Raw genomic sequence first — 25367 nt, 5'->3', positions numbered from 1 at the left:
TTGTAATTATTGTTTCAATATTTTTTTAGAATAAGAACCCTGGCTATCACTTACTCTCACTATATAAACTCCTTTTGGAAGTCTTGAAACTTCAATTTCAGAAAGATTTCCTTTTACAAAATTTACATTTCGTTTCAACACGCTTTGGCCGTTGATATTAAATATCTGCACATCGGCACTTCCTTCGTGACTGGTTTCAATTTTTAAATTATCGCTCGCTTCATCAATAAAAATAGCCATATCCACTATATTTTCATTTTCTTCCGGATTGATTGATAAAGCTCTTTTCGCTGTCGATTCCACCTGAACAAACTGCCATTGCTGATTCAGCCCGCCTGTATAATCCCAAACCTGAATATTAGCTCCATTTGCTGTAGACACATTTTCAACATCCAGAGATTTGCCCGTATTTACATTGGTAATTTTATAATATCCGCCGCCAAGACTGGCAACAGTCCATTTAAATTCATTAGAGTTAGAAAAAGTTCTTTGTTGAACTTTCAGCCCATTTGCCGTTCCGTTGTTTTCAACTGCAAGATACATTCCGGTCGATTTTACGATGATGTAATAATTTCCAGCTCCGTCTGAAACAAATTTCCAGCGTTGGTTGTTTCCTCCTCCGTTGGTAATATCATATTGCTGAATTCTTCCTCCGCTTGTAGTCGAATTATCGGCAACATCCAGACCTTTGTTACTGTTTCTTGAAATGATATTATAATATCCGGGAAAGCCTGTTGGAGGTGGTGTCCCGGCTCCCCACGTAAAAGTAACTGCTGATGATCCCGGAACCGTATAATTAAATGCTGATGATCCTGAAACCACTTTTATAGTATTTGATCCTCCTGAGTTGTAAATTACAAGGGCAATCGATCCATCAGGGTTTTTAAATCCAACTGACAAAATACTGCCGCTTGTGCTTGAAGAACCAATTCTTACTGCTCCGGGTTTTACGTATTTTGAAATTTGTCCAATAATATAATAGGCTACATTTTTAGTATAGCTTGTACTGTTATTAACCGTAATAGCACCCAGACAAGTATTGCAGCCACCCGGAGTACGAGGTCCTAAACTTGAATTATTTGCTGCATTCCATTCTAAAACAGTTTTCGACCAGTTGTTAGTACTTCCGATAACAACGTTTTGCATGTGCCAGCCAAAATCTCCTCCAAAGCTTCCGCCAGAACCTGTGTATTGTTCTGTAAAATAAACATTTTTATTAGTTGAATTTCGAACTGTAGACATCGCTGAGATATTTCCTAAATACAAATGAAAGGCTGCTCCGTCAACATAACTGCTGTTATTTAAAACATCAATTGGATAGGCTGTATTGTCACAATTGTGATCAAAAGCAATAATCTTGACACCGCCATAACCCGCTGCAGCCAATTGAGGTCCAAGCTGCTGGTTAATAAAATTCTTTTGCTCTGTAGAATTCATCAGCATACTTGGTTCATTGTTTGGATTTTCAGGTTCGTTTTGCGGTGTAATCGCCCAAATTGGAATTCCCTGCGCCTGCATTGCTGCAATATATTTTACAAAATATTTTGCGTAAGCAGCGTAATATTGTGTCTGCAGACTTCCGCCAACCCACGATCCGTTGGTTTTCATCCAGCGTGGTGCTGACCATGGTGTCGCTAATATTTTAATGTTTGGATTTATCAGCTGAATTTTTTTAATAATCGGAATTAAATAAGTCAAATCCGGTCCATTCAAACTGAAATTGTTCATATTTGTATCTCCGGAAGTTTCATTATAACTATACGAAGAATTGCTTAAATCTGAAGCTGCAATACTAATACGAATTACACTTGCGTTTAATCCTGTATTAGGATTATATAAATCATTGAGTAACTGGTTTTGCTGTGTCGCTGCCATTCCGCTGATGACTTCTGCACTTCCTTCCGTTAGAGTATAGCCAAAGCCGTCCATTGTCTGGTAAGTTGTTCCTGCATTTACAGTAACTGTAGAAGGATTTGTTCCTGAATTTGTCCCGAAACTTACAGTAGCCTGCTGTTGTAATAATCTCGTCTGATCACCCGATGTTATAAAAGGTGTAACCGTCTGTGCATTTGTTTTGGTAATAAATAAAAGCATTAAAATAATGACTTGTGTCATAAAAGCTTTAATCCGGTTTGTAGGTTTTTGAGTAGTTTTGTGCATCATTTTTGTGGTTTTTGTGGTTTGTTGATAGTTAAATTTTTCTCATTTTATTATGATTATTTTTATTAAAACGATTCAAAAATATATCAATTTTCACGAAATCGTTATAATTGCAACTTTACAAATACACATCATTTGTAAATATTACCTTAACAAAAACACATCTTTATTTTTTTCAAATATTTAATTATCAATTATTTAAAATATTTAAAACCATAAAAAACTTACATTTAAATTTCAATATTTACTAAATTTAAAAAATCAGGACTTTAATTATCTTTTTTGATCCTAAAATGCAGCTTATAATTATTTCATAAATGACAAATATCATGGATGCAACCTGAAGTTATATCGTATTTTTGCATTTCAATTTTATTACAAAACATGGAAACGCTTAAAGATATTTCGACTATAGAAGATATAAAACAAATGGTTAACAGCTTTTATGATAATGTTCGAAAAGACGATCTAATTGGTCCTGTTTTCAATGATAAACTACAGGATCGCTGGGAGCCGCATTTGCAAAAAATGTATGGTTTTTGGCAGACTATTTTATTTGATGTTCGCGCTTATTCTGGAACGCCATTTCCTCCGCACAAACAATTGCCTGTAGATAAAACTCATTTTGACCGCTGGATTCAGATTTTTAATACTACAATCGATGCGCAGTTTGCAGGAGTTATTACAGAAGAAGCTAAAATGCGTGCCGCAAATATGGCTTTTATGTTCAGCCACAAAATTGAATATTTTAGAAATGCCGAAAACGAATTGCGAAATTCATCCGGAAAATCGTAACTAATCTTGAGATTGATTGGATTACTATTCCTAATTAGATAAATTTGATTAGCTTAAAACATAAAAAGTCGAATCAAAATCCAATCAATATTTTATTTTATGAAAAAAGTAATTCTGTTTTTTATAATCTGTTTCTCTTTTTTAAATCATTCAAACGCACAATCACAAGCTCCTGTTTCTAATTTATACAAAGGAACAGTTGATGGAAAAATTCCTGTTACAGTTTACATCAAAACAGAAGAAAATCAATGCACGGCCGATTTAATGTTTACCGCAATGTATCGCTACAATAAATCGAATAACTGGATTCAGCTTAATATTACTCAAAATAAAAAGAAAGAAAATGAATTTGTTTTAGTTGAACATGATTTTAGCGGTGTCTTAATTTTAAAGAAAACCGGAAATACTTATACCGGTTTATGGATAAGTTCTGATGCTAAAAAGCAATTACCTGTAGATTTGAAAGAAGCATCTATGACGAAAAAAGAACTTGAAAACTACGAAAAAATCATGGAGAAGGTCAATTACGAAAATAATGACTGCTAAAATCCGGTTTTGTTCAGTAGCTGAAAAATCTATAAAAACGCAAAAAAAATCACTTTCGAATAAAAATTTTGTTAGAAACAGCAAAAAATAGCGACCTAAATTCGTAATTTTACATTCTAATCTACAACGTTTTCGAAATGAATGCATCTATAGAAACAAATCCGTTATTAGAACGATTGCCAAAGCACTTAAAACAGTTTATTAAACCTCAGGATTACAGCGATTATACGCCGATTAATCAGGCTGTCTGGCGATATGTTATGCGCAAAAATGTAGATTATCTTTCGAAAGTGGCGCATCATTCTTATCTGGAAGGTTTACGTAAAACGGGAATCGAAATTGATTCTATTCCGAGTATGTACGGAATGAACCGAATCCTTACCGAAATTGGCTGGGCTGCAGTTGCCGTTGACGGATTTATTCCGCCAAATGCTTTTATGGAGTTTCAGGCTTATAACGTTTTGGTTATTGCATCAGATATTAGACAATTAGAACATATTGAATACACACCTGCGCCGGATATTATTCACGAAGGTGCCGGCCACGCTCCCATTATTGCCAATCCTGAATATGCAGAATATTTGAGACGTTTTGGTGAAATTGGCTGTAAAGCTATTTCTTCTCATAAAGATTATCAAATGTATGAAGCGATTCGTTTGCTTTCTATTTTGAAGGAAGCCGAAGATACTCCGCAGGAAAAAATCGATGAAGCCGAAAAAGCAGTTGCCGATTTACAAAATGATATGGGCGAATTGTCTGAAATGGCGCAAATTCGAAACCTGCATTGGTGGACAGTAGAATATGGCTTGATTGGAACGGTTGAAAATCCAAAAATTTATGGTGCCGGATTACTTTCTTCAATTGGTGAAAGTGCCTGGTGTATGACAGATAATGTAAAGAAGATTCCTTATGATATTTCTGCTGCGAATCAGAATTTTGATATTACGCAGCTTCAGCCCCAGCTTTATGTAACGCCTACTTTTTCTTATTTAAGTTTAGTCCTGGAAGAATTTGCCAATAAAATGGCACTTCGTACCGGAGGACTTTCAGGAATTAAAAAACTAATTCAGTCAAACGCTTTAGGAACAATTGAATTGAGTACAGGTTTACAAATTTCTGGAGTTTTTACCAATGTTATTGAAGAAGAAGGAAAACCGGTTTACATTCAGACAACCGGAAAAACGGCCTTATCATATCGTGAAAAGGAATTAGTAGGTCACGGAACTTTAACGCATCCACACGGATTTGGAAGTCCAATTGGAAAACTAAAAGGCTTTAATCTGGCAATTGAAGATATGAGCCCAAAAGATTTACAGGCTTACAGTATTGTTGAAAACGAAACGGTAAAACTGGAATTTGAAGGCAATATTATTGTTGAAGGTGAAATTATTACGGGTTCCCGAAACTTACACGGAGAAATTATTTTAATTAGTTTTAGAAATTGTACCGTAACGCATGGCGAAACTGTTTTGTTTCAGCCTGATTGGGGAAATTACGATATGGCGATTGGTAAAAAAGTAATTTCTGCATTTTCTGGTCCTGCCGATGTAAATAGTTTCGATTTAATCAATATTGTTCCTTCAACAAAAACGATTAAAGCGAAACATACTGAAGAGCGTGATGAATTGGAGAATTTATATGCTTCGGTAAGAGATATTAGAAAAAATAAAGGTTCTAAAATGGAACTGAAATCTATTTTTGAAAACCTAAAAAACAATCATTCAAACGATTGGCTTTTATCTATTGAAATTGCGGAACTTTTAAAAGATTCAGATGAAAAACAGCTTTTACAGGAAGTATTGGTTCATCTGGATCAGTTGAAAGAAAAACGTCCTGAAATTGCGCATTTGATTTCCGGCGGGTTGGATTTGATTTTTTCTAAAGAAGCGGTTTAAATTATTGCCCGCAGATTTTACTGATTTAAACTGATGGGCGCAGATTTTTTTTAATCTCGCAAAGTCGCGGAGTCGCAAAGTATTGGATTTTACCAAGTGGTTAATTAAGTTTTAAAAAATAACAGTGAAAATCCGTTCCATCAGTTAAACCCGTGGGCAAAAACCTTTGAACCTCAAATTAAAGCTTCAAATCCTGATTTAATTCACTTTCAGATTCAATAGTTTTGCCATTATATTGTAATTTCCAGCCCATTGAATTTGTCATTATTAAAATTTTAGACAATTCGCTTATAAGTCTGTTTTGGGCGTTTGTTTTTAGGGTTGATTTTTCGATTTTTTTTGCCAGATTGGCTTTTACCGATTTATTGATTTTATTGTAATCATCTCCCGTAAACGGATTTAATTTGCTTTGTTCGACATCATAAAACTGAATATCAGGATTGATTTTAATTTCTTCTTTTGGAATACTGAGAATTGTAATGGTCTTGTTTTTTTCGTCGATATCGTATTTCATCTTATGCAAATCGTAAGCAACCGTAACATTGGCATTTACTACAATAAGCGCCTTTTTTTCAAATGAAATCATGTTCATCAAATACTTCTGCTGATTCTTATACGTAATCACCTCTGAAAAATGACCTTCGGTAACAACCAGTTTTCCAACATTTAAAATCTGCTGTTGAATTAAATTGGTGTTATAATCGATTGAAGAATCGTCGTCTTTTTTAAACTGGCAATATTTAAAAGCCAGAATAATAACTAAAACGATAGTGCCGACACCAATAATTTTTTTAATTAAGTTTTGCATTCGATTAAATTTAAACGAATTTACTCCTTTTTTTTGAAGCCTGCTAAAGTTTTTTCGCCACGAATTTCAATAATTTCACTAACTCTATGTGTTGTATTTATGGGTCAATTCATAAATTAATATCTCAAAAAAATTGGTGAAATTCGTGGCAAACTTTTTCTAAAAAGGATATCCAATCGCGATATTCAAAATCAGGTTGTCTTTTCGCCAGGGCCCGCTTCCAAAATTAATGTCATCAATAACCCATCGCTGCCCGTCAGGCAATGCAGGATTTCTAAGAGGAAAAGCTAAATCTGTTCTTAAAACCAGAAACGATAAATCAAAACGTAAACCTGCACCTGCGCCAATGGCAAGCTCTTTCATAAAATCTTTTGAAATTTCGGCTCCGGGTTTGTTTGGGTCTGCATTTAAAAGCCAAATATTTCCTGCATCAATAAATAAAGCACCTCTTACAACACTAAATAATTTTGCACGATATTCTGTATTGAACTCCAGTTTTAAATCAGCAGATTGATCTGGTGTATAATTATTATTGGTCGTGGGCGGAATAACATAACTTCCCGGTCCTAAAGTCCTCGCTCTAAAAGCACGAATACTATTGGTTCCTCCTACTACAAACTGCTTTGATGTTGGCAGCGTATTTGAGTTTCCATAAGCAAACCCTGCACCTACGATTAACCGGCTCGCTAACTCACTTTCTTTACTTAGTTTTAAATAATGCCTGAAATCTGATTTGATTTTTACATATTGGCTAAACGGAACATCAAATATCGTTTTTACATTATCTTTTTTATAATTAGCACCTGTAACTAACCCTGTAATATTTCCGGCTAAATCTAATTCTCCATTAAAGTAGATCGTGTTTTTGCGGCGCTTCTGCATTGTATTTGTATAAGTGTAATTATAAGTCGGTCCAAAAATTAACTGCTTTTCGATAACTTTCCCTAATGCAGGATCCTGCTGGATATCCTCTAAATATTCATCAGTGACATGATTTGGACTTACATAAGTCACATCTAAAACATTTAACTGATGTTCTTTGCGGATATTTTCTTTCCATAAATATCCAAAAGATGCATTAAAGGAATTAAGCGCATACAACTGTGTTCTTTTTTGGTATTCATATCGAAGTGTTGCTTTAGTTCTTGGTACAAATTCGCTGTTACCCTGAATATGAAATGGTGTTATAAACCTTGGCCAGGTTAAACTTGTTTCTGCACCCAGTTTATAAATATTTTTTCCTTTGTTTACTCCTCCAAGCTGGAAATCGGCACCGCCGAAAACGGATACCGTAAAGAGTTCAGCACCTTTAAAAAAGTTTCGGTTATTCCAGTTTAGGTTTACTTCCGTTCCCGTATAACTGGCTGAATTTGTTTTCCCTAAAACCTCAACTCTAATAAACTTTTTCGGAAGTAACGTTAAATAATAATATGAATCTAATGTGTTTTTTATACTGTCAGAAGGTTTAAATTCATTTTTAACAAAACTAAAAGTACCAAGATTCACAAAACGATTTAAGGTAAGATTGTGATCTTTTCTATTGTATAAATCGCCTTTCTTAAAATATATTGTTCGGTCGTAAACTCTTGGTTTAAAGGTTTCGGTTGTATCAATAATTGTAAAATCTTTATATTTTGTAATATCCCTTTTTCTATAAACTGCGCTGTCGTTTGAAAGAGAATAATTTGGGTAAACAAAAATATTATTGATTTTGTAAGCTGTCAGTGCTTTTGGCGGCGTATCCGGTTTTATTACAATTCTGACTTTTACTTCATGATCGCCTTTACTGCTGTCTACCTGCGCCAGAAGATAATCCGGATTAAAATAGAAATAACCTTTTTCTTTAAGTCTTGCATCAATTCGTTCTCTTTCGGCTTTTATGACATCTAAATCATATGGTTTTCCAACTTTTAATAAACTTCTTCGGCTTGATCTCCCAATAATTCTTGACATTGCCAATGAATCATCAGGAAAAGTGACACTTTTAATAATATATTGTTTTTTAGGAATTACGGTATATTCTGCCGTTACTCTTTTGTTTCTAACTGTAGAATCGGCACTAACGCGGGTTTTAAAATAACCTCTGTTTTCTGTAAAATTTCTTAAAACAGAAGCATTATAATCTAAATCGACTTTACTAAAAAGTACCGGCGCCTCCCCTACTTTATTTCGAAGCCAGTATCTCGTTCCTTTTTGCTTTTTAGGTTCGCCGGCAATATTATATATCCACAATTTAGGGCGTAATCCTAAAATTTGTTTGTTTGGTTTTGGGCGAAGTAACCCTTCTAATTCTTTTTCGAGTGCTTTTCTTTCTTTTCTTTTTATCAAAGAGTCTTTTACCTTCACAGATGCTCCTGTATAAAGCAAATCGCCTTCCGGCAGGTATTTAGTATTGCTGCAGCCCATAACAAAAAACAGGCAGAACAGTACAAAATACGTTACATAGTAAGTTTTTATAAAATTATGTTTTTTGCTCATTGCCTTCAATTTTGTTTTCTTCCTGATTCTGGTTCTGCTCTTTTTCTTCTCTTTCTTTTTCTTCTTTCTCTTTTTGTTTTATTCTTTCCTTGCGGAGTTTTTCTTCCTTAATCATTTGTTTTTCCTGCTCTGAACGATGAAAAAGTTCTCTGAATTTATTATAACTCATTGTGACGATAAAAGCGACACCTGTTTCTACAACCTGACCTTCTACCGCAACCTGATATTGATTTTTCCTGTAAGCGCGAACCATGTAACGACCGTCTTTTGTAAGCTGATAATCAAGTGCTACATCTCCTGCAATATTGGTACTTTCTTCATTCGCTCGTTCCTGTCCTTCAACACCAAAACTACTTCCTACGGTTACTTTCAATCTGTCGTCGAGCAGTTTTTTAGAAACTGCAACATTCAAATCGGTTCTGTTTTCCATTGTTCCTGTAGTGTAATCTTCTGTAGATTCCAAATCAAAATTGACTTCAAATCCCGTAATTAATTCTCCTGCGAGGTTGTTTAATTGCTGTGAAAGGATTTTACTAACACTCTGTCTTGCCAAAGATTCTGCATTTGTACCGCCGCTTTCACTCGCAAACGGATTTTCTCCAACAAATCGGCCTAATAATAAAAGTGCAAAAACCTGTTTATTTAATTCTGCCGGATCTTGTTCTAATTGTTTCAGTTTAGACTGTGTAAGTTCGACTACATCAGAAGAAACATCGTAATTTCCTTCAGGGAGCACAATTCCAAAAGAGATTTCCGGTTTTAGTAATTCTCCGTTCATTTTCAATAAAGTCTGAAACGGAAGTTTTTGTTTGTATCTGTTTCTTATGGCCGCATCGTCGTTTCCAAGCTGATTTCCGAGCAAATCAATTGGCGCAGCATTTATTTTATAAATTGCGGTAATATTTAAATTTGCCATTGTAGGCTCGCCGTTCCAGGTTATGTAACTTCCTTTTTGAATATCAAATTTTCTGCGAATTCCGTTAAAATTCATTTCATAAGCTCCATCTGTAAACTCATATTTTCCGGTCAAAGTAGTTTTTCCTGATTTATCGATACCGCCAACTAATTCTGCTTCACCTTTTAATTTTAAATAATCACCATTTCCTTTATCAATAAGCAAAGTCAATTCAGCTTCTTTATCAATCGAAATGGCCACGTTTAGATCCATTCCTTTTACGTCAGACTGATTTAACTGATTCTGCATATCAATAGTTTGCCTCAAATACATATTATCTTCATCGATAAATTCTACAATCCCTTCACGGTCTGCAATCGATGGATCTGACTGAGGCAGCACAACTGTAAACTTTGTTTCTTTATTAATTTTGATTGTTCCGTCGACTACAGGGCTGTCAAGATTTCCTTTAACATTCAATTTTGTATCTAAAAACATGTCGCCATAAAACAAATCGTTATCGGCTTCTTTAGAATGTATAGCTCTAAAATCGTCTGCCGCAACAACTAAATCAAAATTATAACTCTTAAAATCAGGCGACTGAATCGTTCCGTCTACAGATAATTCATTTCCATTTTCGTCATTGAGCGTAAACTTATCAAAAGTGATTATATCATTATTAAAAGTGACTTTTTCCTGATCTGTTTTAAATAAAGAATTCAATTGGGTGATTCTAAAACCTGTATCATTAAAATTTAATTCTCCCGAAACTTTTGGACCAGATGCATTCCCGGCAATTTTAAAATTCCCTGATAAATATCCTGTTCCATCTGTGACATTGCCCATCGTAAAACCCTGAATACTCTTGATGTACAATTTATTCAAATCTAAATTGAAATCAATATTTCCGTCGTTTAATCTATAATTTCCGGTCAAATTCACTTCATTTCCTTCGCCGGTTAAGGCTACATTGGCATTTAATAAATTATTGGTTTTATTGTCTACTTTTATTTCAACATCGCCAACCGCTTCTCCTCTAAAAGCAAAATCGTCAATTTTTAAATCAGAAGTAAAAGTTGGGCTTGTCATAACGTTTTCAACAACGGCATTTCCGTTAATTAAACCCTGCATCAATAATTTATCTTTTTTAACCATATTCATAATGGTCTCGATTTTGAAATTGACAAAATCGACTTGCAGCGGTGCGTTATTCTCTGTTCCCTGCGACTGCACTTTCAATTCATTTCCGTTATTGTTCAGGAAAAATTTATTGACATACAATCGTTTGTCTCCAAATTCAACTGCATTTTCAGGATCAATATTCCATTTATCATAATTTAAAATGAAGTTTTCGGCATCTATTTTAAAGATGTTTTTAGAATCTTCCGCTTTAAATTCTCCTGCAATAAAGTATTGTTGTTTGTCTTTTGCATCCTGAACTTCAAGTGCATAATCCAAAACATTATTTTCTACTTTTCCGGATAAACTGGTAAACGGAACTTTTAATGAACCGCTTTCGATTGTAGCGACAGAAATAGAATATTCTAAAGCACTTTCTTTTGCTTCAATATTAATTTTTCCATCGGCAATTGTATTTTCTGCGTAAACAATCCTCGGAATTGTTCCTCTGACTTCTAAAGAATCGGTAACGTTATTATATTTTCCGGTAATTTTAATTGGTTCCAGACCCGTTAATTTCGGAATTAGTTTAAAAAGAATCGGATCATTATCAACCGTTAATGTAAAAGCTAATCTTTGCTCATCAGATTCTCCGTTTGCTTTTGGATTCTTCAAATCGATGTATTTTGACAATGATTTTTTGATCGCCGCTGTCAATGTCGTCAATTTGTATTTTCCGTCTACTTCGGCTTTTAAAAACTGAGAAGAGATTTTAATATTATTTCGTGTATTGTCTGAAAAAGCAATGACACGGACAGAATCTAAAACAATTGGTTCCTTATCCTGCAGAATTTGAATGTTTGAAAGAAATACTTTCCCGTTAAGAAAATCAGGATTACTATTGGCAATATCTGCATCAACGTTACCTCGAAGTTTCATAGGTCCTGCATGAAGATTCAGTTTCTCCAGGTCTGCAATATCAAGATTCAGTTTTAATTTTACCGCCGGATATTTTTCCTGCGTATTTCCGCTTGCTGTTAAATTAAAATTCAAATTAGGATCTTTCATTCCTGATTTTACTGCAAATGATCCGTTTTCGATATTTCCTTTTAAAGCTAAATCCCTGTAAGTATATCGATTAAAAACAGCTTTCTGCACGATTCCGTCTAATTCTGCCTGCGCCGTTTTTGGATCAAGGCCTTTTCCTTTTACTTTCGCTTTGAGCGTAATTTTTCCAATCGAATCGTTTTTGATTAATTTTCCTAAATCAAAATCGAGTAAGTATACCGTCGCGTCGTATTTCTCTTTTTTCTTAACACGCTGGTCAAATAAAGCATTCACTTTTGCATTTCCAAAACTGCTGTTTAAAGCGAGATTGGTTTTGAAATTCTGAACAGAACCTTTAAATTTTCCCTGCAGGTTTATTTGTGACGGAAGCTGAATATTTTTCGGAATAGTTCCGGCCGGCACAAACATATTTATGTCTTTTGACGTACTTGCTATCTTTTTAATATCCAGATCATAATACGCTTTTTGTGCATCCGGTAATCCAATTATTTTTCCCGAAAGGGAAACTTTTGTGGTTCCAATGCCGCTCATCTCAAATTTCGGAATATTCAAATCTTTTACTTTTCCGCTCACACGGCCGTTTATGTAAACAATGGCGTTTGGATTGCTTTTAAAAGGATTTGTTTTCTGTAAATCCGGAGCAAATAACAAAATGTCTTTAAATCCAATTTTCGAATCTTTTAAATTGGCATCGACAGCAAGATTTGCAATATCTTTTTTAAGGGCTGCGAGTGATTTGTATTCAATTTTTATTTTGTCTTTTACAAGTGTTTGTGGTGTCTTTAAATACAAATCGTTTAAAGATGCATTTTTAGGCCCGTAGAAAAAATTTGTTTTTAAAGACTGAATGTTTAAACCTCTTTTTTCTACTGCGGCAAGTGCTTTTACATTTCCAGAAATAGTATCATTGCCATAATACAATTTCCCGGCTTCAAGATTAAATTTGCTCAAATCTAAATGGCTGTAATCTATCCCTTTCGAGGTTGGTTTCGATTGCATGTCATCAAATTTAAAAGCAATATTTTGGATATTGACTGTGTTTAACCTGACTTTCCAGCCTGCTTGTTTTATGGCTGTTGTGTCTAAATTTGGTGCGTTTATTTGTTTATCTTTTGCACCCAGACGTAAATTTCCTTTAAGATTTTTAACTTCAAAAGTATCAAAATCCAAAAGCTGTTTTGTAAGATCGATTTCATTTACTGCTAAATTTAAGTTTCCTAATTTTATTCCCGAATCTAATTTTGAATCTTTGTTATCATATGCAACATCAATTTTTGACAAACTGATTTTTCCCAGTTTTAATTTGAAGTCTTTTCGTTTTGAAATGGTATCGACAGTCTGCACTGAAACAACGGCAATTTTTTCGACAACATCCTGATTCAAAACTAATTTTAAGCCATCAAGATCGATATTTGGAATGTCAAAATTCATTTTGTCCAAATCGAATTTATTGAATTTTGTATCGAAATGATTTAGTTTTACCGCAATATCATTTTTTGAATAATCATCTTTAAAATTAAATTTAACTTTATCGAGATTGACTTTTACAACTGATATTTTGAATGGTTTTGCATCTGGATCTTTAACCTTTGGTTCTTTAGATTCAAATGCTTTTATAATATAATCAAAATTAAAAACGCCATCTTTATTTCTGGAAATATTCGCTTTTACGTTTTCAAGCGAAACAGAATTAATTTCAAGTTCACTCCTTACGAGTTTAAAAAGATCAACATCAACTTCTAAACGTTTACCTGCCAAAAGGGTATCTTTCTTTTGATCTTCAAAATAAAAACCTTCCAGAACTACATCTTTAGGAAATTTAATAGCAATTCTGTCTAAAGAAACCTTGGTTTTAATTTTCTTATGGAGATAAGAAATCGCTTTGTCTTTGGCGAAATTCTGGACTGACGGAACCTGAATTAAAATAATAAGAAGTAGTAAAAGTGCAACTATAGAACCCACGCACCATAATAGTACACGAAGTGTTTTTTTTACGTAATGAATGGATTTTTTATTCATAGGTCAATAAAATACAGGATTTAATTGCTTCTGAAAAAAGCATGGTTACACATCTTACAAAAATGTAAAATTTAAGCCTTTAACAATTTACATAATTATTACTAATTATTCTAAAATTTTACTGTTAAATAGTTAATTTCTTACTTTTGAGATTGACCGCAAAAACGTAAAGCACAAAGTTTTTTGTGATTTTATTCTAATGTTTAATTGCAAAAAAAAGATTATTCACTAAAATTTAATATGTGGCAAATTTTCTCCTAAAACAGTTATTTTCTGCTGAAGTTTAGCAAGGAATTTTTGATGCTGTTCAGATTCCGGATTGAAGCTGCGATGACGCAGGCTTTTTTGAATTTCATCTACTTCATGCATTGTAGAAATACTTTCTTGCGAGATATAATTTTCGCTGAAAAGTTTCCAGATATAATCGATCGCAATTTGGTTTGGATGGAGCATATCTTCGTTATAAAAACGATAATCGCGAAGTTCGTCCATCATGATTTCGTAAGACGGAAAGTAGTTATGAGTTTTTAAAACCTGGTGAAGTGCTGTAAATAAATGCGATTTGCTTACTTGATTTTCTGTAAATCCATCTTTGATGTGGCGTACAGGCGAAATGGTAAAAATGAAGTTGATATCAGGATTTAAAGTCTGAATCAAATCAATTGTATTTTGAATACTTTTTTGAATTACCTCAACAGATAATAATTCTTTGGAAAACTGTTTTTGAGGAACTTTATGGCAATTTGCTGCGATTTCGCGGCTTTCAAGATTTCTGTAAATCCATGAAGTTCCAAATGTAATAATGATGTGTGTAGCTTCTTTTATTTTTTTGTTTGTTTCTGTAACGGCTTTATTGAGCGATTCTAATAATTCCTGTCTATCGGCATTACTTAAGTCTGAATGTACTTCAAAACTATGCCAGCGTTCGTTGTGAAAAAAAACGTCTTTTTCCATAAACAATTCTTTCTTGCAGATTCTGCTGAACAATTTCTCAATTGAAACGGGATTGAAGATAATTCCAAACGGATTTGTTTCATTTTGAAACTTGAAATAATCAAATTTCTCCGCCATATTTTCTGCAAAACAAGAACCCACAGAAAGTATCTTCGAATTATAATCGATTGGATTGTTGCTTTTTGAAATTGGAATCTGGGTTCTGAATTGCATAATATTACAAAATAAATTTCTGAAAAGACAGAAAAATTATTGAAGTGAATTTTCTAAGTCTTTATAGGATAAAAGTAACAATTAACTCTTAAACTCTTTATCTTTATGAGATAAATTAACCCTCAAAAAGGTAAATCCATTAACAAAATAATTTAGATATTAAATAACAATAATCAAGTTCAGAAACTAAAACATTTGCTTACTTTTGCATCTTCCATTTTTTTAAATTATCTATGAAATTACTATATACTTATATAATCAGACACAAAATGCTTTTACTTTTTGCGCTGATTATGGCTTCAATCAACATTTGTTTCAGTTTGTCAGATTCTATTATTACCGGTAAATTAATGCAGGACTGCGGTGTCGGACTGCATAAATATGATGGAAATGCAGCTGGGTTTATCAAATCTCTTTCTTTCTGGCTTGGGCTTTCACTAGGTGCTGCCATGATTTCCAGAATTACAAAAAACTTTCAGGATTATTTTACCAATGTTGTAATTCAGAGAACCGGTGCTCAAATGTATACTGACGGAATTAAAAAATCGCTTGATTTACCTTATGCCGAATTTGAAGATCAGCGAAGCGGTGAAACTTTAAGCAAATTGACCAAAGTGCGTTCAGATTCTGAAAAATTGATCACACTTTCTATTTCACTTATTTTTCAAACCATTATCGGATTCATTTTTGTAATTCTTTACGTTGCACGAATTGATTACCGAATTTCGATTATCTTTTTAATTACGGCACCAATTATTGCTTTGGTAAGTTCTTATTTAGGTAAAAAAATTAAAATTGTTTCTAAGAAAATCGTTAATCAGACTAATGCTCTGGCGGGTTCTACAACCGAAAGTTTACGAAACATCGAACTTGTAAAAAGTCTTGGTTTAACGTATCAGGAAGAGAAACGTTTGAATTTAAATACTTTTAAAATCCTGCAGTTAGAATTAGAAAAAATCAGATTTATTCGAAGTCTGAGTTTTATTCAGGGAACAACGGTTCACTTTTTAAGAACCTGTGTTGTCTTTACTTTGTACTATTTCTTGTTTGGAGGAAAAATTATTGTGGGCGATTTGCTGACAATGGTTTTCTTCACATTTTTCATTTTTGGTCCGCTTCAGGAGCTTGGAAATTTCATTATTGCATTGAATGAAACTAAAGTTTCAATGGAAAATTTCAAAACTTTATTAAGTGCTCCAAAAGAATTTCGTCCAAAGAGTCCAAAACATGTTGGTGCAATTCAGTCTTTATTATTTTCTAACGTAAGTTTCCAGCATAAAACAGCCAAATTTAAAGCTGTTGAAAACATTAATTTCGAAATTAAACAAGGCCAGACTGTTGCTTTTGTCGGCCCGTCAGGTTCCGGGAAAACGACTTTGGTAAAATTATTAGTTGGTTTGTATACTCCGGCTGAAGGTCAGGTTTTTTATAACGATATTGATTCAACAGAAATTGATTTGCTCGATTTAAGAAAACAGTTAGGTTTTGTAACTCAGGATGCACAATTATTCTCCGGAACAATCCGCGAAAATTTACTATTCGTAAAACCAAATGCCACGGACGAAGAATTATATGATGCTTTAAAACGTGCAAGCTGCGATAAGCTTCTTAAGCGTGCAGAAGATGGTTTAAACACCACAATTGGCGAAGGCGGAATCAAAGTTTCAGGTGGTGAAAAACAACGTTTATCTATCGCCAGAGCTATTCTTAGGAATCCGAATTTATTGATTTTTGATGAAGCAACTTCTGCTTTGGATTCTATTACCGAAGAAGAAATTAACGACACCATTAGAAATATTTCTGATAAAAACAGAATTACAGTTTTAATTGCTCACCGTTTGTCAACCGTAATGCACGCTGACAGAATATTTGTTCTGGAACAAGGTAAAATCATCGAGCAAGGTAAACACGAAGATTTAATTATTGAGAAAGGGTTGTATTACGCAATGTGGCGCCAGCAGATTGGGGAAAGAAAGTAGTTTTTTTAAGATGCTAAGATATTAAGGTTCTAAGGGACTAAGATTTTTTGAATTGCCTCCAGCTTTAGCTGGAGGTTTTTTTATAATAATTTTAAAGGCTTTAGCCGAAAATTTGGCTAAAGCCTTGCCGAACCAATTTAAATCCCCCAGCTAAAGCTGGAGGCAATTCAATTTTTAGAATATTTATTAAAAAAAACAAACCCGACAAGTTTTTAAAACTTGTCGGGTTTGTTTTTTTATTTTTTCAACCTTAAAATTACTACTTTAATTGTATCGCTAAGTTTTTGGCCAGTTTTTCAAATGCGCCAATGATTCTTTCATACTCAACAGTTTCCATTGTCTTTTTCTCAATTCCGATAACTTTATCAAAATGAACTGCGAGTAATTTTTTAGAATTAAACGTATCTATAAAATCAATATCTGCAGACAACTTAGCCGGCTCTAAGGCATAACCCGGATAAATCCAGGTTAAGTGCACTTTCATTAAATATTGAGATTCATCAACAATTTTACGTTCTTCTTTTTTAAAATAACTATTAAAGTAATTTATAAATGCTGGATTGTAATATTTATCTCGATTTAAAAACCAATCCCTTTTGAATTTTTCAGCTTGTTCAGGGTTAGATTTTCTTTTTTCTTGTTTTTCTTTTATAAAAGCTTCTTCTGATTCAAAACCATGGACTTGAATATTGTCATAATTAAATTCTGCTTTAAATGATTTAATATCTTTTAAATTTTCAAATGATCCTTCATAGATTTTATACCTTTGAGAATAACTAAATGATGTAAAAACAATTGAAATTATAATTATTAATTTTAGTTTTGTAAACATAAATATTCAATTTATAACTAAAAAAATTACTTCACAAATTCAATTGCTTTAGAAAGAGCCTCAGCAATTCCACCAGTATTTTTACCTTTTCCGGAAGCAAAGAAAGGCTGTCCTCCTCCATTTCCTTCAATGTATTTTCCTAATTCTTTGATGACAGCATTTGCATTCAAGCTTTTAGCTGCAACTAATTCTTTAGCAATATAACAGTGAATATTTGGCAAACCATCTTCGACAGAAGCTAAAAACACAAACGAATCTGGTTTTGAACTTCCTAAAGCAGAAGCCAAATCTTTCGTAGAAGCCATGCTTAAATCAACTTGTTTTGCAAGAAAATTCACACCGTTTACTTCTGTGAAATCTTTTTCTAATTCAGATTTTAATGCGCCTACTTTTTCTTTAAGCAATTGCTCAATTTGTTTTTTCAGTTTTGCATTGTCATCCTGAAGCGAAGCAACAGATTTTAAGATATCCTGCGGATTTTTAAGTGTTTCTTTTATTTCTGCTAAAGTATTTTCCTGGTTTAGATAGAAGTTTTTCACTGCATCTCCGGTAATTGCTTCGATACGACGAATTCCGGCTGCAACTGCACCTTCAGAAATAATTTTGAAATGCCAGATCTCAGCCGTGTTTTTCACGTGAATACCACCGCATAATTCTTTACTGTCACCAAACTCGATCATACGAACATTGTCTCCGTATTTTTCACCAAATAAAGCCATTGCGCCTTTATCTAATGCCTCTTTAATCGGAATATTTCTGTGCTCAACTAATTGTAATTGCGCTTCAATCTGCGCGTTTACAGAAGCTTCAACCTGCTTAAGTTCTTCATCAGAAACTTTGCTGAAATGAGAAAAGTCAAAACGCAGATAATTTGGATTAACCAATGAACCTTTTTGCTCTACATGCGTTCCTAAAATGTTTCTCAAAGCCAAATGCATCAAGTGCGTAGCCGAGTGGTTTTTAGAAGTCGAAGTTCTTAAATCTGTATTTACTTTTGCTGTAAAACCTGCTTCTACATTTTCAGGAAGCTGTTTTGCAAAATGCAGAATTAAGTTATTTTCTTTTTTAGTGTCGATAATTTCGATGGTTTCATTTGCAGAAACCAATGTTCCTTTATCTCCAACTTGTCCTCCTCCTTCCGGATAAAATGGCGTATTATCTAAAACGATTTGGTACAAAATACCATCTTTTTTAGAATCTACTTTTCTGATACGGGTAATTTTTACTTCGTTCTCTGTTTTATCATAGCCAACAAATGTTTCTACATTTCCGGGAATCAAAACATTCCAGTCTTCTGTCGAAACTTCAGACGCAGCGCGGGAACGTGCTTTTTGTTTTTGCAATTCAACTTCAAATTCTTCTTCATTATAAGAGAATCCTTTTTCTTTTAAAATCAAAGCAGTTAAATCTTTTGGGAAACCGAAAGTATCGTATAACTCAAAAACTTTAGCTCCTGAAACTTCTTTTCCTGAAGTTTCTGTTACCACATTTTCCAACAATTGTAATCCTTGTTCTAAAGTTCTTAAAAAAGAAGCTTCTTCTTCACGAATTACATTTGTTACCAACTGCTGCTGCGATTTGATTTCAGGAAAAAATTCTCCCATTTGGTTTGCCAGAACTTCTACCAGTTTATTGATAAAAGGTTCTTTTGTATTTAAGAATGTAAATCCGTAACGAATTGCACGACGCAAAATTCTACGAATTACATAACCTGCTCCTGTGTTAGATGGCAATTGTCCGTCTGCAATTGCAAACGCAACCGCACGAACGTGATCTACCACAACACGAATCGCAATATTGATTTTATTTTGTTCTTCGCTGATGTTTTTAACTTCATCAGACGTATATTTTAAACCTGTAATTTGCTCAACTTTTTCGATAAGCGGCGTGAAAACATCGGTATCATAATTTGATGTTTTTCCCTGCAATGCCATACACAAACGCTCAAATCCCATTCCGGTATCCACGTGCTGCGCAGGAAGCTTTTCAAGAGAACCATCAGCTTTACGATTGAATTCCATGAATACATTATTCCAGATTTCAACTACTTGCGGGTGATCATTATTTACTAAACTTTTTCCTGTAACCAAAGCTTTTTCAGACTCAGGACGCAAATCAACGTGAATTTCAGAACAAGGTCCGCATGGTCCCTGATCTCCCATTTCCCAGAAATTGTCTTTTTTGTTTCCAAGAATAATTCGGTCTTCATCGATTAACGTTTTCCAGATATCCCAGGCTTCCTGATCAAACGGAACGTTATCTTCTTTACTTCCTTCAAAAACAGAAACATAAAGATTTTCTTTTGGGATTTTATATACTTCTGTCAATAATTGCAATGCCCAGTTGATCGCTTCTTTTTTGAAATAATCGCCAAAAGACCAGTTACCCAGCATTTCGAACATCGTATGATGGTAAGTATCAAAACCTACATCTTCAAGATCATTATGTTTTCCTGAAACACGAAGACATTTTTGTGTATCGGCTATTCTTGGACTTTTTGGCGTTCCGTTTCCTAAAAAATATTCTTTAAACTGGGCCATTCCAGAGTTATTGAACATAAGGGTTGGATCGTCTTTAAGCACGATTGGAGCAGATGGAACAATTAAGTGTCCGTTGCTCTTGAAAAAGTCTAAAAATTGTTTACGTACGTCTTGTGATTTCATATTTAAATTAGAAAATGTATCTGTTTTAATGTGTCAATTTGAAAATTAGACAATTAGATAATTTGTGAATTTGATAATGTATTAATTTCGAAATCGATAATAAAAAACTAATCGTTTAAAACAATAAATTCCTTATTTTGCGCATTATCTAATTATCTAATTACCCCAATTATCTAATTAACCTATGTTCTTGTAAAAAGTAACGAGCAACTGAAACATTTAGCAGTTTTATTCGTCTAATTCATTTTACAAGCTGCAAAAATAGCGTATTTTAAAATATGGCGAAAGTAAAATATTATTACGACTCAGAAAATCTGGCTTATACAAAAATAAAAACCAGAAAAAGAATCAAAATTGGTTATGCTTTGTTATTTTTAGTGGCTTCAGCGCTCTTTGGTTTTTTAATTTTTGTACTTTTAATTAATACTCCTTATTTTGAAACTCCAAAAGATCGTTTGCAGGCACGTGAAATTGAAAACTTAAAACTGCAGTATTCTATTTTGAATAAAAAACTGGACGAAATTGACGCTGCCGCGGATGCTCTGGAAGAACGGGACAATAATATTTACAGAGTATATTTTAATAAAGCAGAAATTCCGGATTCTATTAGAAAAGCAGGTTTTAGAAATCCTGAAAGATATAAAGTTTTAGAAGGTTACAACAATTCTCAATTGGTTTTGAATACCACAAAAAGAATAGATAAACTTTCAAAAGAATTAGCAATTCAGTCTAAGTCATTAGACGAAATAGTGAAATTGGCCGGCGCGAAGGAAAATTTATTATTAGCTATTCCGGCGATTCAGCCGGTGCAGAATGAAAATTTAAAACGTGTCGCTTCTGGTTTTGGGTACAGGATCGATCCTTTCACGAAAGTGAGAAAAATGCACAACGGAATGGATTTTACTGCCAACACCGGCGCACCGGTTTATGCCACTGGTGACGGCATTGTAGCCAGAGCTGACAACACAGCATCTGGCTTTGGAAACCATGTTGTGATCAGGCACGGTTTTGGATATGAGAGTTTGTACGCGCATTTAAGCAAATACAACTGCAGACCCGGACAACATGTCAAACGCGGCGATGTGATAGGATATGTTGGAAGTACAGGAAGATCTGAAGGTCCGCATTGCCATTATGAAGTACATAAAGATGGTAAAGTTGTAAATCCGCTGAATTTCTATTACGGAAATATTTCGGCGGCAGAATATGTAGCGATTTCGCATATGGCGAACCAGGAAAATCAGTCATTAGATTAATACTGCAAAAAGTATTATTTTTGAAATAAATTAGAAATAAAAAAACATGCATATTGAGCTTTCAAAAGATAAAAGATATTACAGCATTGGCGAAGTTGCCAAAGCCTTTAATGTCAATGCATCATTGATACGTTTTTGGGACAGCGAATTTGATATTCTAAAACCAAAAAAGAACGCCAAAGGCAACAGAATGTTTACTCCGGAAGATGTAACCAACCTTCAATTGATTTATCATTTAGTAAAAGAAAGGGGATTTACGCTGGAAGGAGCCAAAACGCATTTAAAAGAAGGCCAGAAAAAAACGTTAGATAAATTCGAAATAATACGTAAATTAGAATCCATAAAAACGCAATTGAACGACATCAAAAACGAATTGTAATTAAAAATAGAAATAAACTTAAATTAAAACAAATATGAAAAAGTGGTTAATCCCGGTAGGAATTATTGTAGTACTTATTGCTATCATCGCATTTTGGTCGATTGGAATTAAAAATACTGCTTTGCAACACAGTCAGGCTGTAAATAAAGAATGGGGAAATGTTCAAACGGCTTACCAAAGACGTAATGATCTTATTGGGAATTTAGTAAACACCGTAAAAGGTGCTGCTGATTTTGAAAAATCAACCTTAACTGCTGTTATTGAAGCCCGTGCAAAAGCGACATCAGTAACAATTGATCCAAGTAATGTAACTCCTGAGCAATTAGCACAATTCAACCAGGCACAAAGCGGAGTAAGTTCATCATTATCAAGATTATTGGTTTCTGTGGAGCAATATCCAACTTTAAAAGCAAATGAGAATTTCTTAAAATTGCAGGACGAATTAGCAAGTACAGAAAATCAGATTTTGACAGCAAGAACTCGTTTTAATGAAGCAGTACAAACTTATAACGGATACGTTTTAAAGATTCCAAACAACTGGTTCCTGAGCGAATACAAAGAAAAACCATATTTCGAAGCGTCTACAGGTGCTGATAAACCAGTCGAAGTAAAATTCTAAACAGTTTAGAGAAATCTAAAAATCAATAATATTAACTCTAAAATCAATCAAATGTCAAAAGTAGAAGATTTTTTAACCAAAACAGAAGAGCACGAAATCATTGAAGCTATTCGTATGGCTGAAGAAAATACTTCTGGCGAAATTAGGGTTCATATAGAAAAAACAACTTCTAAAGCTCATTTTGACAGAGCTTTAGAAGTTTTTCATGAATTACGAATGAATGAAACCAAATTGCAGAATGGAGTACTGCTTTATTTTGCTGTTGAAGATAAAAACTTCGTGATTTGCGGAGATAAAGGAATTAATGATGTGGTTTCTGATGATTTTTGGGATTGTACCAAAGATGTCATGACCAACCATTTTAAATCCGGAAATTTTAAACAAGGTATTGTTGATGGCATTCTAAATGCCGGCGAACAGCTTAAAAAATATTTTCCTTCATTAGAAGATGACACAAACGAATTATCTAACGAAATCTCAAAAGGATAAATGATGAAAAATTCCACAATTAAAATTTTAAATTCCAATAGAATTTTTCAGTTTACCCTTTTATTTATCGTGTTTTTTACCTGCAATACTATTTTTGCCCAATTTGATATTCCGAAGAAACCCGATTTTCAAACTTCTGTTTATGATTATGCAAATGTTTTAAGTGCAGATGAAAAAACACAGTTAGAAGAAAAATTAATTCGTTATTCTGATTCCACTTCTACTCAGATTGTTGTTATTACAATTGAAAGTTTAAAAGGCGAGGATATTGGAATCCTTACACCAAAATGGGCACATGAATGGGGAATTGGACAAGCAAAAGAAGATAATGGCGTTTTGATTTTATTGGCTAAAGCCGAAAAAAGAATCTGGATTTCTCCCGGTTATGGATTAGAAGATCGTTTAACAGCAGGAATTGGCGGAGAAATTACCCGAAATATTATTATTCCTGAATTTAAGGCAGGAAGCTATTATCGCGGCCTTGATAAAGGTGCCGATGCGCTTTTTGATGTTTTTAAAGGAAAATATAAAGGCGAAAGAAAACAGTCAAAAGGAAAAGATTTTCCAATATTACCTTTTATTATAATCGTTGTAATTGTTTTAATTTTAATTTCACGAGGCAAAAGAGGCGGAGGAAATTCAGGCAGCAGCGGTGGCGGCCCAAGTCTAATGGATGTAATCCTGTTAAGCAGTCTTGGAAGAAGCAGCGGCGGTGGATTTGGAGGTTTCGGCGGCGGATCATCTGGCGGAGGCGGAGGTTTCGGAGGCGGATTTGGCGGAGGCGGATTCTCCGGTGGAGGTTCTGGCGGAAGCTGGTAGAAAGTTTTGTTTTAGTTTTGTTTTAAATTATCTATGAAAAATAATCTCTTTTTATTTATTTTTAGCTGTTGTTTCTCTTGCTATTCTCAAGAGTTTTTTGACAATGAAAAAATAGAAAACACTAAAAATTTAAAAGTACTAGACAGTTTAATACAAAAATTCCCTGATGTCGATAATTATTACTACAGAGGATATTATAACTATGACATCGGCAATTATTCTGAAGCACTTTCTGATTACAATAAATCATTATCTTTAAATCCAAATGACTTTAAAACTTATTTTAGCCGAGGAAATTTATATATTAAATTAAAAGATTATAAAGAGGCTATTAATGATTTTTCACAATCTATTTCTGTAGATGAAAATTCATATAAAGCTTATTTCAATAGAGCATATTCAAAATCAAAGATTGGTGATTTAAATGGGGCTTTAAATGATTATTCACATTGTATAAAAATCAATCCTGAATATATTCTCGCATATGAAAATAGGGGATTAATAGAAAAAGAACTAAATTTACACAGAGATGCAATACTCGATTTTGATAAAGTAATAAAAGCTAATCCTAAATCTGCAGAATGCTTTCAAAATAGAGCAGTTTCTAAAGCTATGATAAATGCTAAAGATGCTCTAAATGATTTTGATACAGCCGTAGCTTTAGCTCCAAAAAATCCAGAGGGATATTACAATAGAGCTTTATATTATATTAATTTCAAAATAAAAAAAGATTATTGCTCTGATCTTAAAGCAGCCCTTAACCTAGGTTATTTGCCCGCAAAAGATTTAATAACCGAAGTTTGTAAAAAATAATACTTATAATAGATGTTATCACATAAAGCAAAATACGCCCTAAAGGCCTTACTTTATTTAGCAGAACAAGACGAAAATCACATTTCTAGAACGATAGAAATCGCTGATGGCGCTAACATTCCTAAAAAGTTTTTAGAACAGATTTTATTAGATCTGAAACGTGGTCGTTTTGTGAGCAGTAAACAGGGAAAATTTGGCGGATATTATCTGATAAAATCTAAAAATGATATCACTTTGGCAGAAATTCACCGATTATTTGACGGTGCAATTGCGCTTTTGCCATGTGCTTCTTTAAATTTTTACGAGCCTTGCTCTGATTGTAAAACCGAGTCTGAATGCAGTCTGCGTCACGGTTTAATGCTGATTAGAGATAAAACTTTGAAGGCAATGGAAGGTATTACAATCGCTTCATTAGTAAATAAATAAAAAAATATTTTCTAATTCCTAGTAAATCGATAGAATTAATATTTATATTTGCAGAAAATAATTAACAAACCATTTACACAATTTTAACTCATGAAAGTACATTTTAGTTCATCAGGTGTATCAAAACTTTTGCAAAATAAAC

At 33.6% G+C, this 25367-nt stretch carries 18 protein-coding genes; 11 read left to right on the top strand and 7 right to left on the bottom strand.

Annotated features, from left to right (window positions below; all coding sequences use genetic code 11):
- Window positions 1-6: 6 nt before the first annotated feature.
- A complete protein-coding gene (locus ASE21_RS16890) occupies window positions 7-2163 on the bottom strand; it encodes an RICIN domain-containing protein (protein ID WP_242410295.1) in 2157 nt (718 codons plus the stop codon).
- A 381-nt stretch (window positions 2164-2544) separates the two neighbouring features.
- Here ASE21_RS16890 and ASE21_RS16885 point away from each other — a divergent pair, with 381 nt between their 5' ends.
- From ASE21_RS16885 to ASE21_RS16875, 3 genes are all read left to right on the top strand, one after another.
- On the top strand, window positions 2545-2955 hold the full coding sequence (locus ASE21_RS16885) for a group III truncated hemoglobin (protein WP_057123905.1): 411 nt from the start codon (window positions 2545-2547) through the stop codon (window positions 2953-2955).
- Window positions 2956-3054: 99 nt separating this feature from the next.
- Window positions 3055-3501 (top strand): hypothetical protein, encoded by a 447-nt coding sequence (locus ASE21_RS16880; RefSeq protein WP_057123902.1) that lies wholly within the window; start codon window positions 3055-3057, stop codon window positions 3499-3501.
- Between the two features lie 137 nt (window positions 3502-3638).
- Entirely contained in the window at window positions 3639-5396 is a 1758-nt protein-coding gene (locus ASE21_RS16875; protein ID WP_057123900.1) for an aromatic amino acid hydroxylase, read from the top strand.
- 178 nt (window positions 5397-5574) lie between these two features.
- Here ASE21_RS16875 and ASE21_RS16870 read toward each other — a convergent pair whose 3' ends face one another.
- From ASE21_RS16870 to ASE21_RS16855, 4 genes are all read right to left on the bottom strand, one after another.
- Window positions 5575-6204: a DUF4230 domain-containing protein gene (locus tag ASE21_RS16870; protein ID WP_057123899.1), complete on the bottom strand. Its 630-nt coding sequence runs from the start codon at window positions 6202-6204 to the stop codon at window positions 5575-5577.
- Between the two features lie 159 nt (window positions 6205-6363).
- Window positions 6364-8682, bottom strand: coding sequence for a BamA/TamA family outer membrane protein (locus ASE21_RS16865; RefSeq protein WP_082603496.1), 2319 nt, complete (start codon window positions 8680-8682; stop codon window positions 6364-6366).
- Window positions 8666-13783 (bottom strand): translocation/assembly module TamB, encoded by a 5118-nt coding sequence (locus ASE21_RS16860; protein WP_057123898.1) that lies wholly within the window; start codon window positions 13781-13783, stop codon window positions 8666-8668. Before ASE21_RS16860 ends, ASE21_RS16865 begins: the two co-directional genes overlap by 17 nt.
- Before the next feature lie 228 nt (window positions 13784-14011).
- Window positions 14012-14950, bottom strand: a complete 939-nt coding sequence (locus tag ASE21_RS16855) for a GSCFA domain-containing protein (RefSeq protein WP_057123897.1) — start codon at window positions 14948-14950, stop codon at window positions 14012-14014.
- 233 nt (window positions 14951-15183) lie between these two features.
- Between ASE21_RS16855 and ASE21_RS16850 the strand changes: the two genes are divergently transcribed.
- Window positions 15184-16929 carry an ABC transporter ATP-binding protein gene (locus ASE21_RS16850; protein WP_057123896.1) on the top strand — a complete coding sequence of 582 codons (1746 nt, stop codon included), beginning with the start codon at window positions 15184-15186 and terminating at the stop codon, window positions 16927-16929.
- Between the two features lie 259 nt (window positions 16930-17188).
- Here the strand turns inward: ASE21_RS16850 and ASE21_RS16845 are convergent, their stop codons facing one another.
- Window positions 17189-17761, bottom strand: a complete 573-nt coding sequence (locus ASE21_RS16845) for a hypothetical protein (protein WP_057123895.1) — start codon at window positions 17759-17761, stop codon at window positions 17189-17191.
- Between the two features lie 26 nt (window positions 17762-17787).
- Window positions 17788-20424, bottom strand: coding sequence for an alanine--tRNA ligase (alaS, locus tag ASE21_RS16840; RefSeq protein ID WP_057123894.1), 2637 nt, complete (start codon window positions 20422-20424; stop codon window positions 17788-17790).
- A 278-nt stretch (window positions 20425-20702) separates the two neighbouring features.
- Here alaS and ASE21_RS16835 point away from each other — a divergent pair, with 278 nt between their 5' ends.
- From ASE21_RS16835 to ASE21_RS16805, 7 genes are read left to right on the top strand one after another with little or no spacing between them, the layout of a single operon-like run.
- On the top strand, window positions 20703-21680 hold the full coding sequence (locus ASE21_RS16835; RefSeq protein WP_057123893.1) for a peptidoglycan DD-metalloendopeptidase family protein: 978 nt from the start codon (window positions 20703-20705) through the stop codon (window positions 21678-21680).
- A 46-nt stretch (window positions 21681-21726) separates the two neighbouring features.
- On the top strand, window positions 21727-22059 hold the full coding sequence (locus ASE21_RS16830; RefSeq protein ID WP_057123892.1) for a MerR family transcriptional regulator: 333 nt from the start codon (window positions 21727-21729) through the stop codon (window positions 22057-22059).
- 34 nt (window positions 22060-22093) lie between these two features.
- Window positions 22094-22678 (top strand): LemA family protein, encoded by a 585-nt coding sequence (locus tag ASE21_RS16825; protein ID WP_057123891.1) that lies wholly within the window; start codon window positions 22094-22096, stop codon window positions 22676-22678.
- Window positions 22679-22729: 51 nt separating this feature from the next.
- Window positions 22730-23167: a TPM domain-containing protein gene (locus ASE21_RS16820; RefSeq protein WP_057123890.1), complete on the top strand. Its 438-nt coding sequence runs from the start codon at window positions 22730-22732 to the stop codon at window positions 23165-23167.
- Window positions 23168-23170: 3 nt separating this feature from the next.
- Window positions 23171-23986: a TPM domain-containing protein gene (locus ASE21_RS16815; RefSeq protein ID WP_057123981.1), complete on the top strand. Its 816-nt coding sequence runs from the start codon at window positions 23171-23173 to the stop codon at window positions 23984-23986.
- 33 nt (window positions 23987-24019) lie between these two features.
- Window positions 24020-24799, top strand: coding sequence for a tetratricopeptide repeat protein (locus ASE21_RS16810; RefSeq protein ID WP_057123889.1), 780 nt, complete (start codon window positions 24020-24022; stop codon window positions 24797-24799).
- A 12-nt stretch (window positions 24800-24811) separates the two neighbouring features.
- On the top strand, window positions 24812-25225 hold the full coding sequence (locus ASE21_RS16805) for an RrF2 family transcriptional regulator (RefSeq protein ID WP_053470541.1): 414 nt from the start codon (window positions 24812-24814) through the stop codon (window positions 25223-25225).
- The last annotated feature ends 142 nt before the right edge of the window (window positions 25226-25367 follow it).

Source organism: Flavobacterium sp. Root901, from assembly GCF_001429765.1.
In the GTDB taxonomy this organism is placed as follows: domain Bacteria; phylum Bacteroidota; class Bacteroidia; order Flavobacteriales; family Flavobacteriaceae; genus Flavobacterium.
The sequence above is the reverse complement of the archived record's forward strand: the minus strand, read 5'-3'. Positions and strand labels throughout refer to the sequence as shown.

Coding starts and splice junctions, on each gene's coding strand:
- ASE21_RS16890 (WP_242410295.1), bottom strand. CDS start 2,163: ATGATGCACAAAACTACTCAAAAACCTACAAACCGGATTAAAGCTTTT.
- ASE21_RS16885 (WP_057123905.1), top strand. CDS start 2,545: ATGGAAACGCTTAAAGATATTTCGACTATAGAAGATATAAAACAAATG.
- ASE21_RS16880 (WP_057123902.1), top strand. CDS start 3,055: ATGAAAAAAGTAATTCTGTTTTTTATAATCTGTTTCTCTTTTTTAAAT.
- ASE21_RS16875 (WP_057123900.1), top strand. CDS start 3,639: ATGAATGCATCTATAGAAACAAATCCGTTATTAGAACGATTGCCAAAG.
- ASE21_RS16870 (WP_057123899.1), bottom strand. CDS start 6,204: ATGCAAAACTTAATTAAAAAAATTATTGGTGTCGGCACTATCGTTTTA.
- ASE21_RS16865 (WP_082603496.1), bottom strand. CDS start 8,682: ATGAGCAAAAAACATAATTTTATAAAAACTTACTATGTAACGTATTTT.
- ASE21_RS16860 (WP_057123898.1), bottom strand. CDS start 13,783: ATGAATAAAAAATCCATTCATTACGTAAAAAAAACACTTCGTGTACTA.
- ASE21_RS16855 (WP_057123897.1), bottom strand. CDS start 14,950: ATGCAATTCAGAACCCAGATTCCAATTTCAAAAAGCAACAATCCAATC.
- ASE21_RS16850 (WP_057123896.1), top strand. CDS start 15,184: ATGAAATTACTATATACTTATATAATCAGACACAAAATGCTTTTACTT.
- ASE21_RS16845 (WP_057123895.1), bottom strand. CDS start 17,761: ATGTTTACAAAACTAAAATTAATAATTATAATTTCAATTGTTTTTACA.
- alaS (WP_057123894.1), bottom strand. CDS start 20,424: ATGAAATCACAAGACGTACGTAAACAATTTTTAGACTTTTTCAAGAGC.
- ASE21_RS16835 (WP_057123893.1), top strand. CDS start 20,703: ATGGCGAAAGTAAAATATTATTACGACTCAGAAAATCTGGCTTATACA.
- ASE21_RS16830 (WP_057123892.1), top strand. CDS start 21,727: ATGCATATTGAGCTTTCAAAAGATAAAAGATATTACAGCATTGGCGAA.
- ASE21_RS16825 (WP_057123891.1), top strand. CDS start 22,094: ATGAAAAAGTGGTTAATCCCGGTAGGAATTATTGTAGTACTTATTGCT.
- ASE21_RS16820 (WP_057123890.1), top strand. CDS start 22,730: ATGTCAAAAGTAGAAGATTTTTTAACCAAAACAGAAGAGCACGAAATC.
- ASE21_RS16815 (WP_057123981.1), top strand. CDS start 23,171: ATGAAAAATTCCACAATTAAAATTTTAAATTCCAATAGAATTTTTCAG.
- ASE21_RS16810 (WP_057123889.1), top strand. CDS start 24,020: ATGAAAAATAATCTCTTTTTATTTATTTTTAGCTGTTGTTTCTCTTGC.
- ASE21_RS16805 (WP_053470541.1), top strand. CDS start 24,812: ATGTTATCACATAAAGCAAAATACGCCCTAAAGGCCTTACTTTATTTA.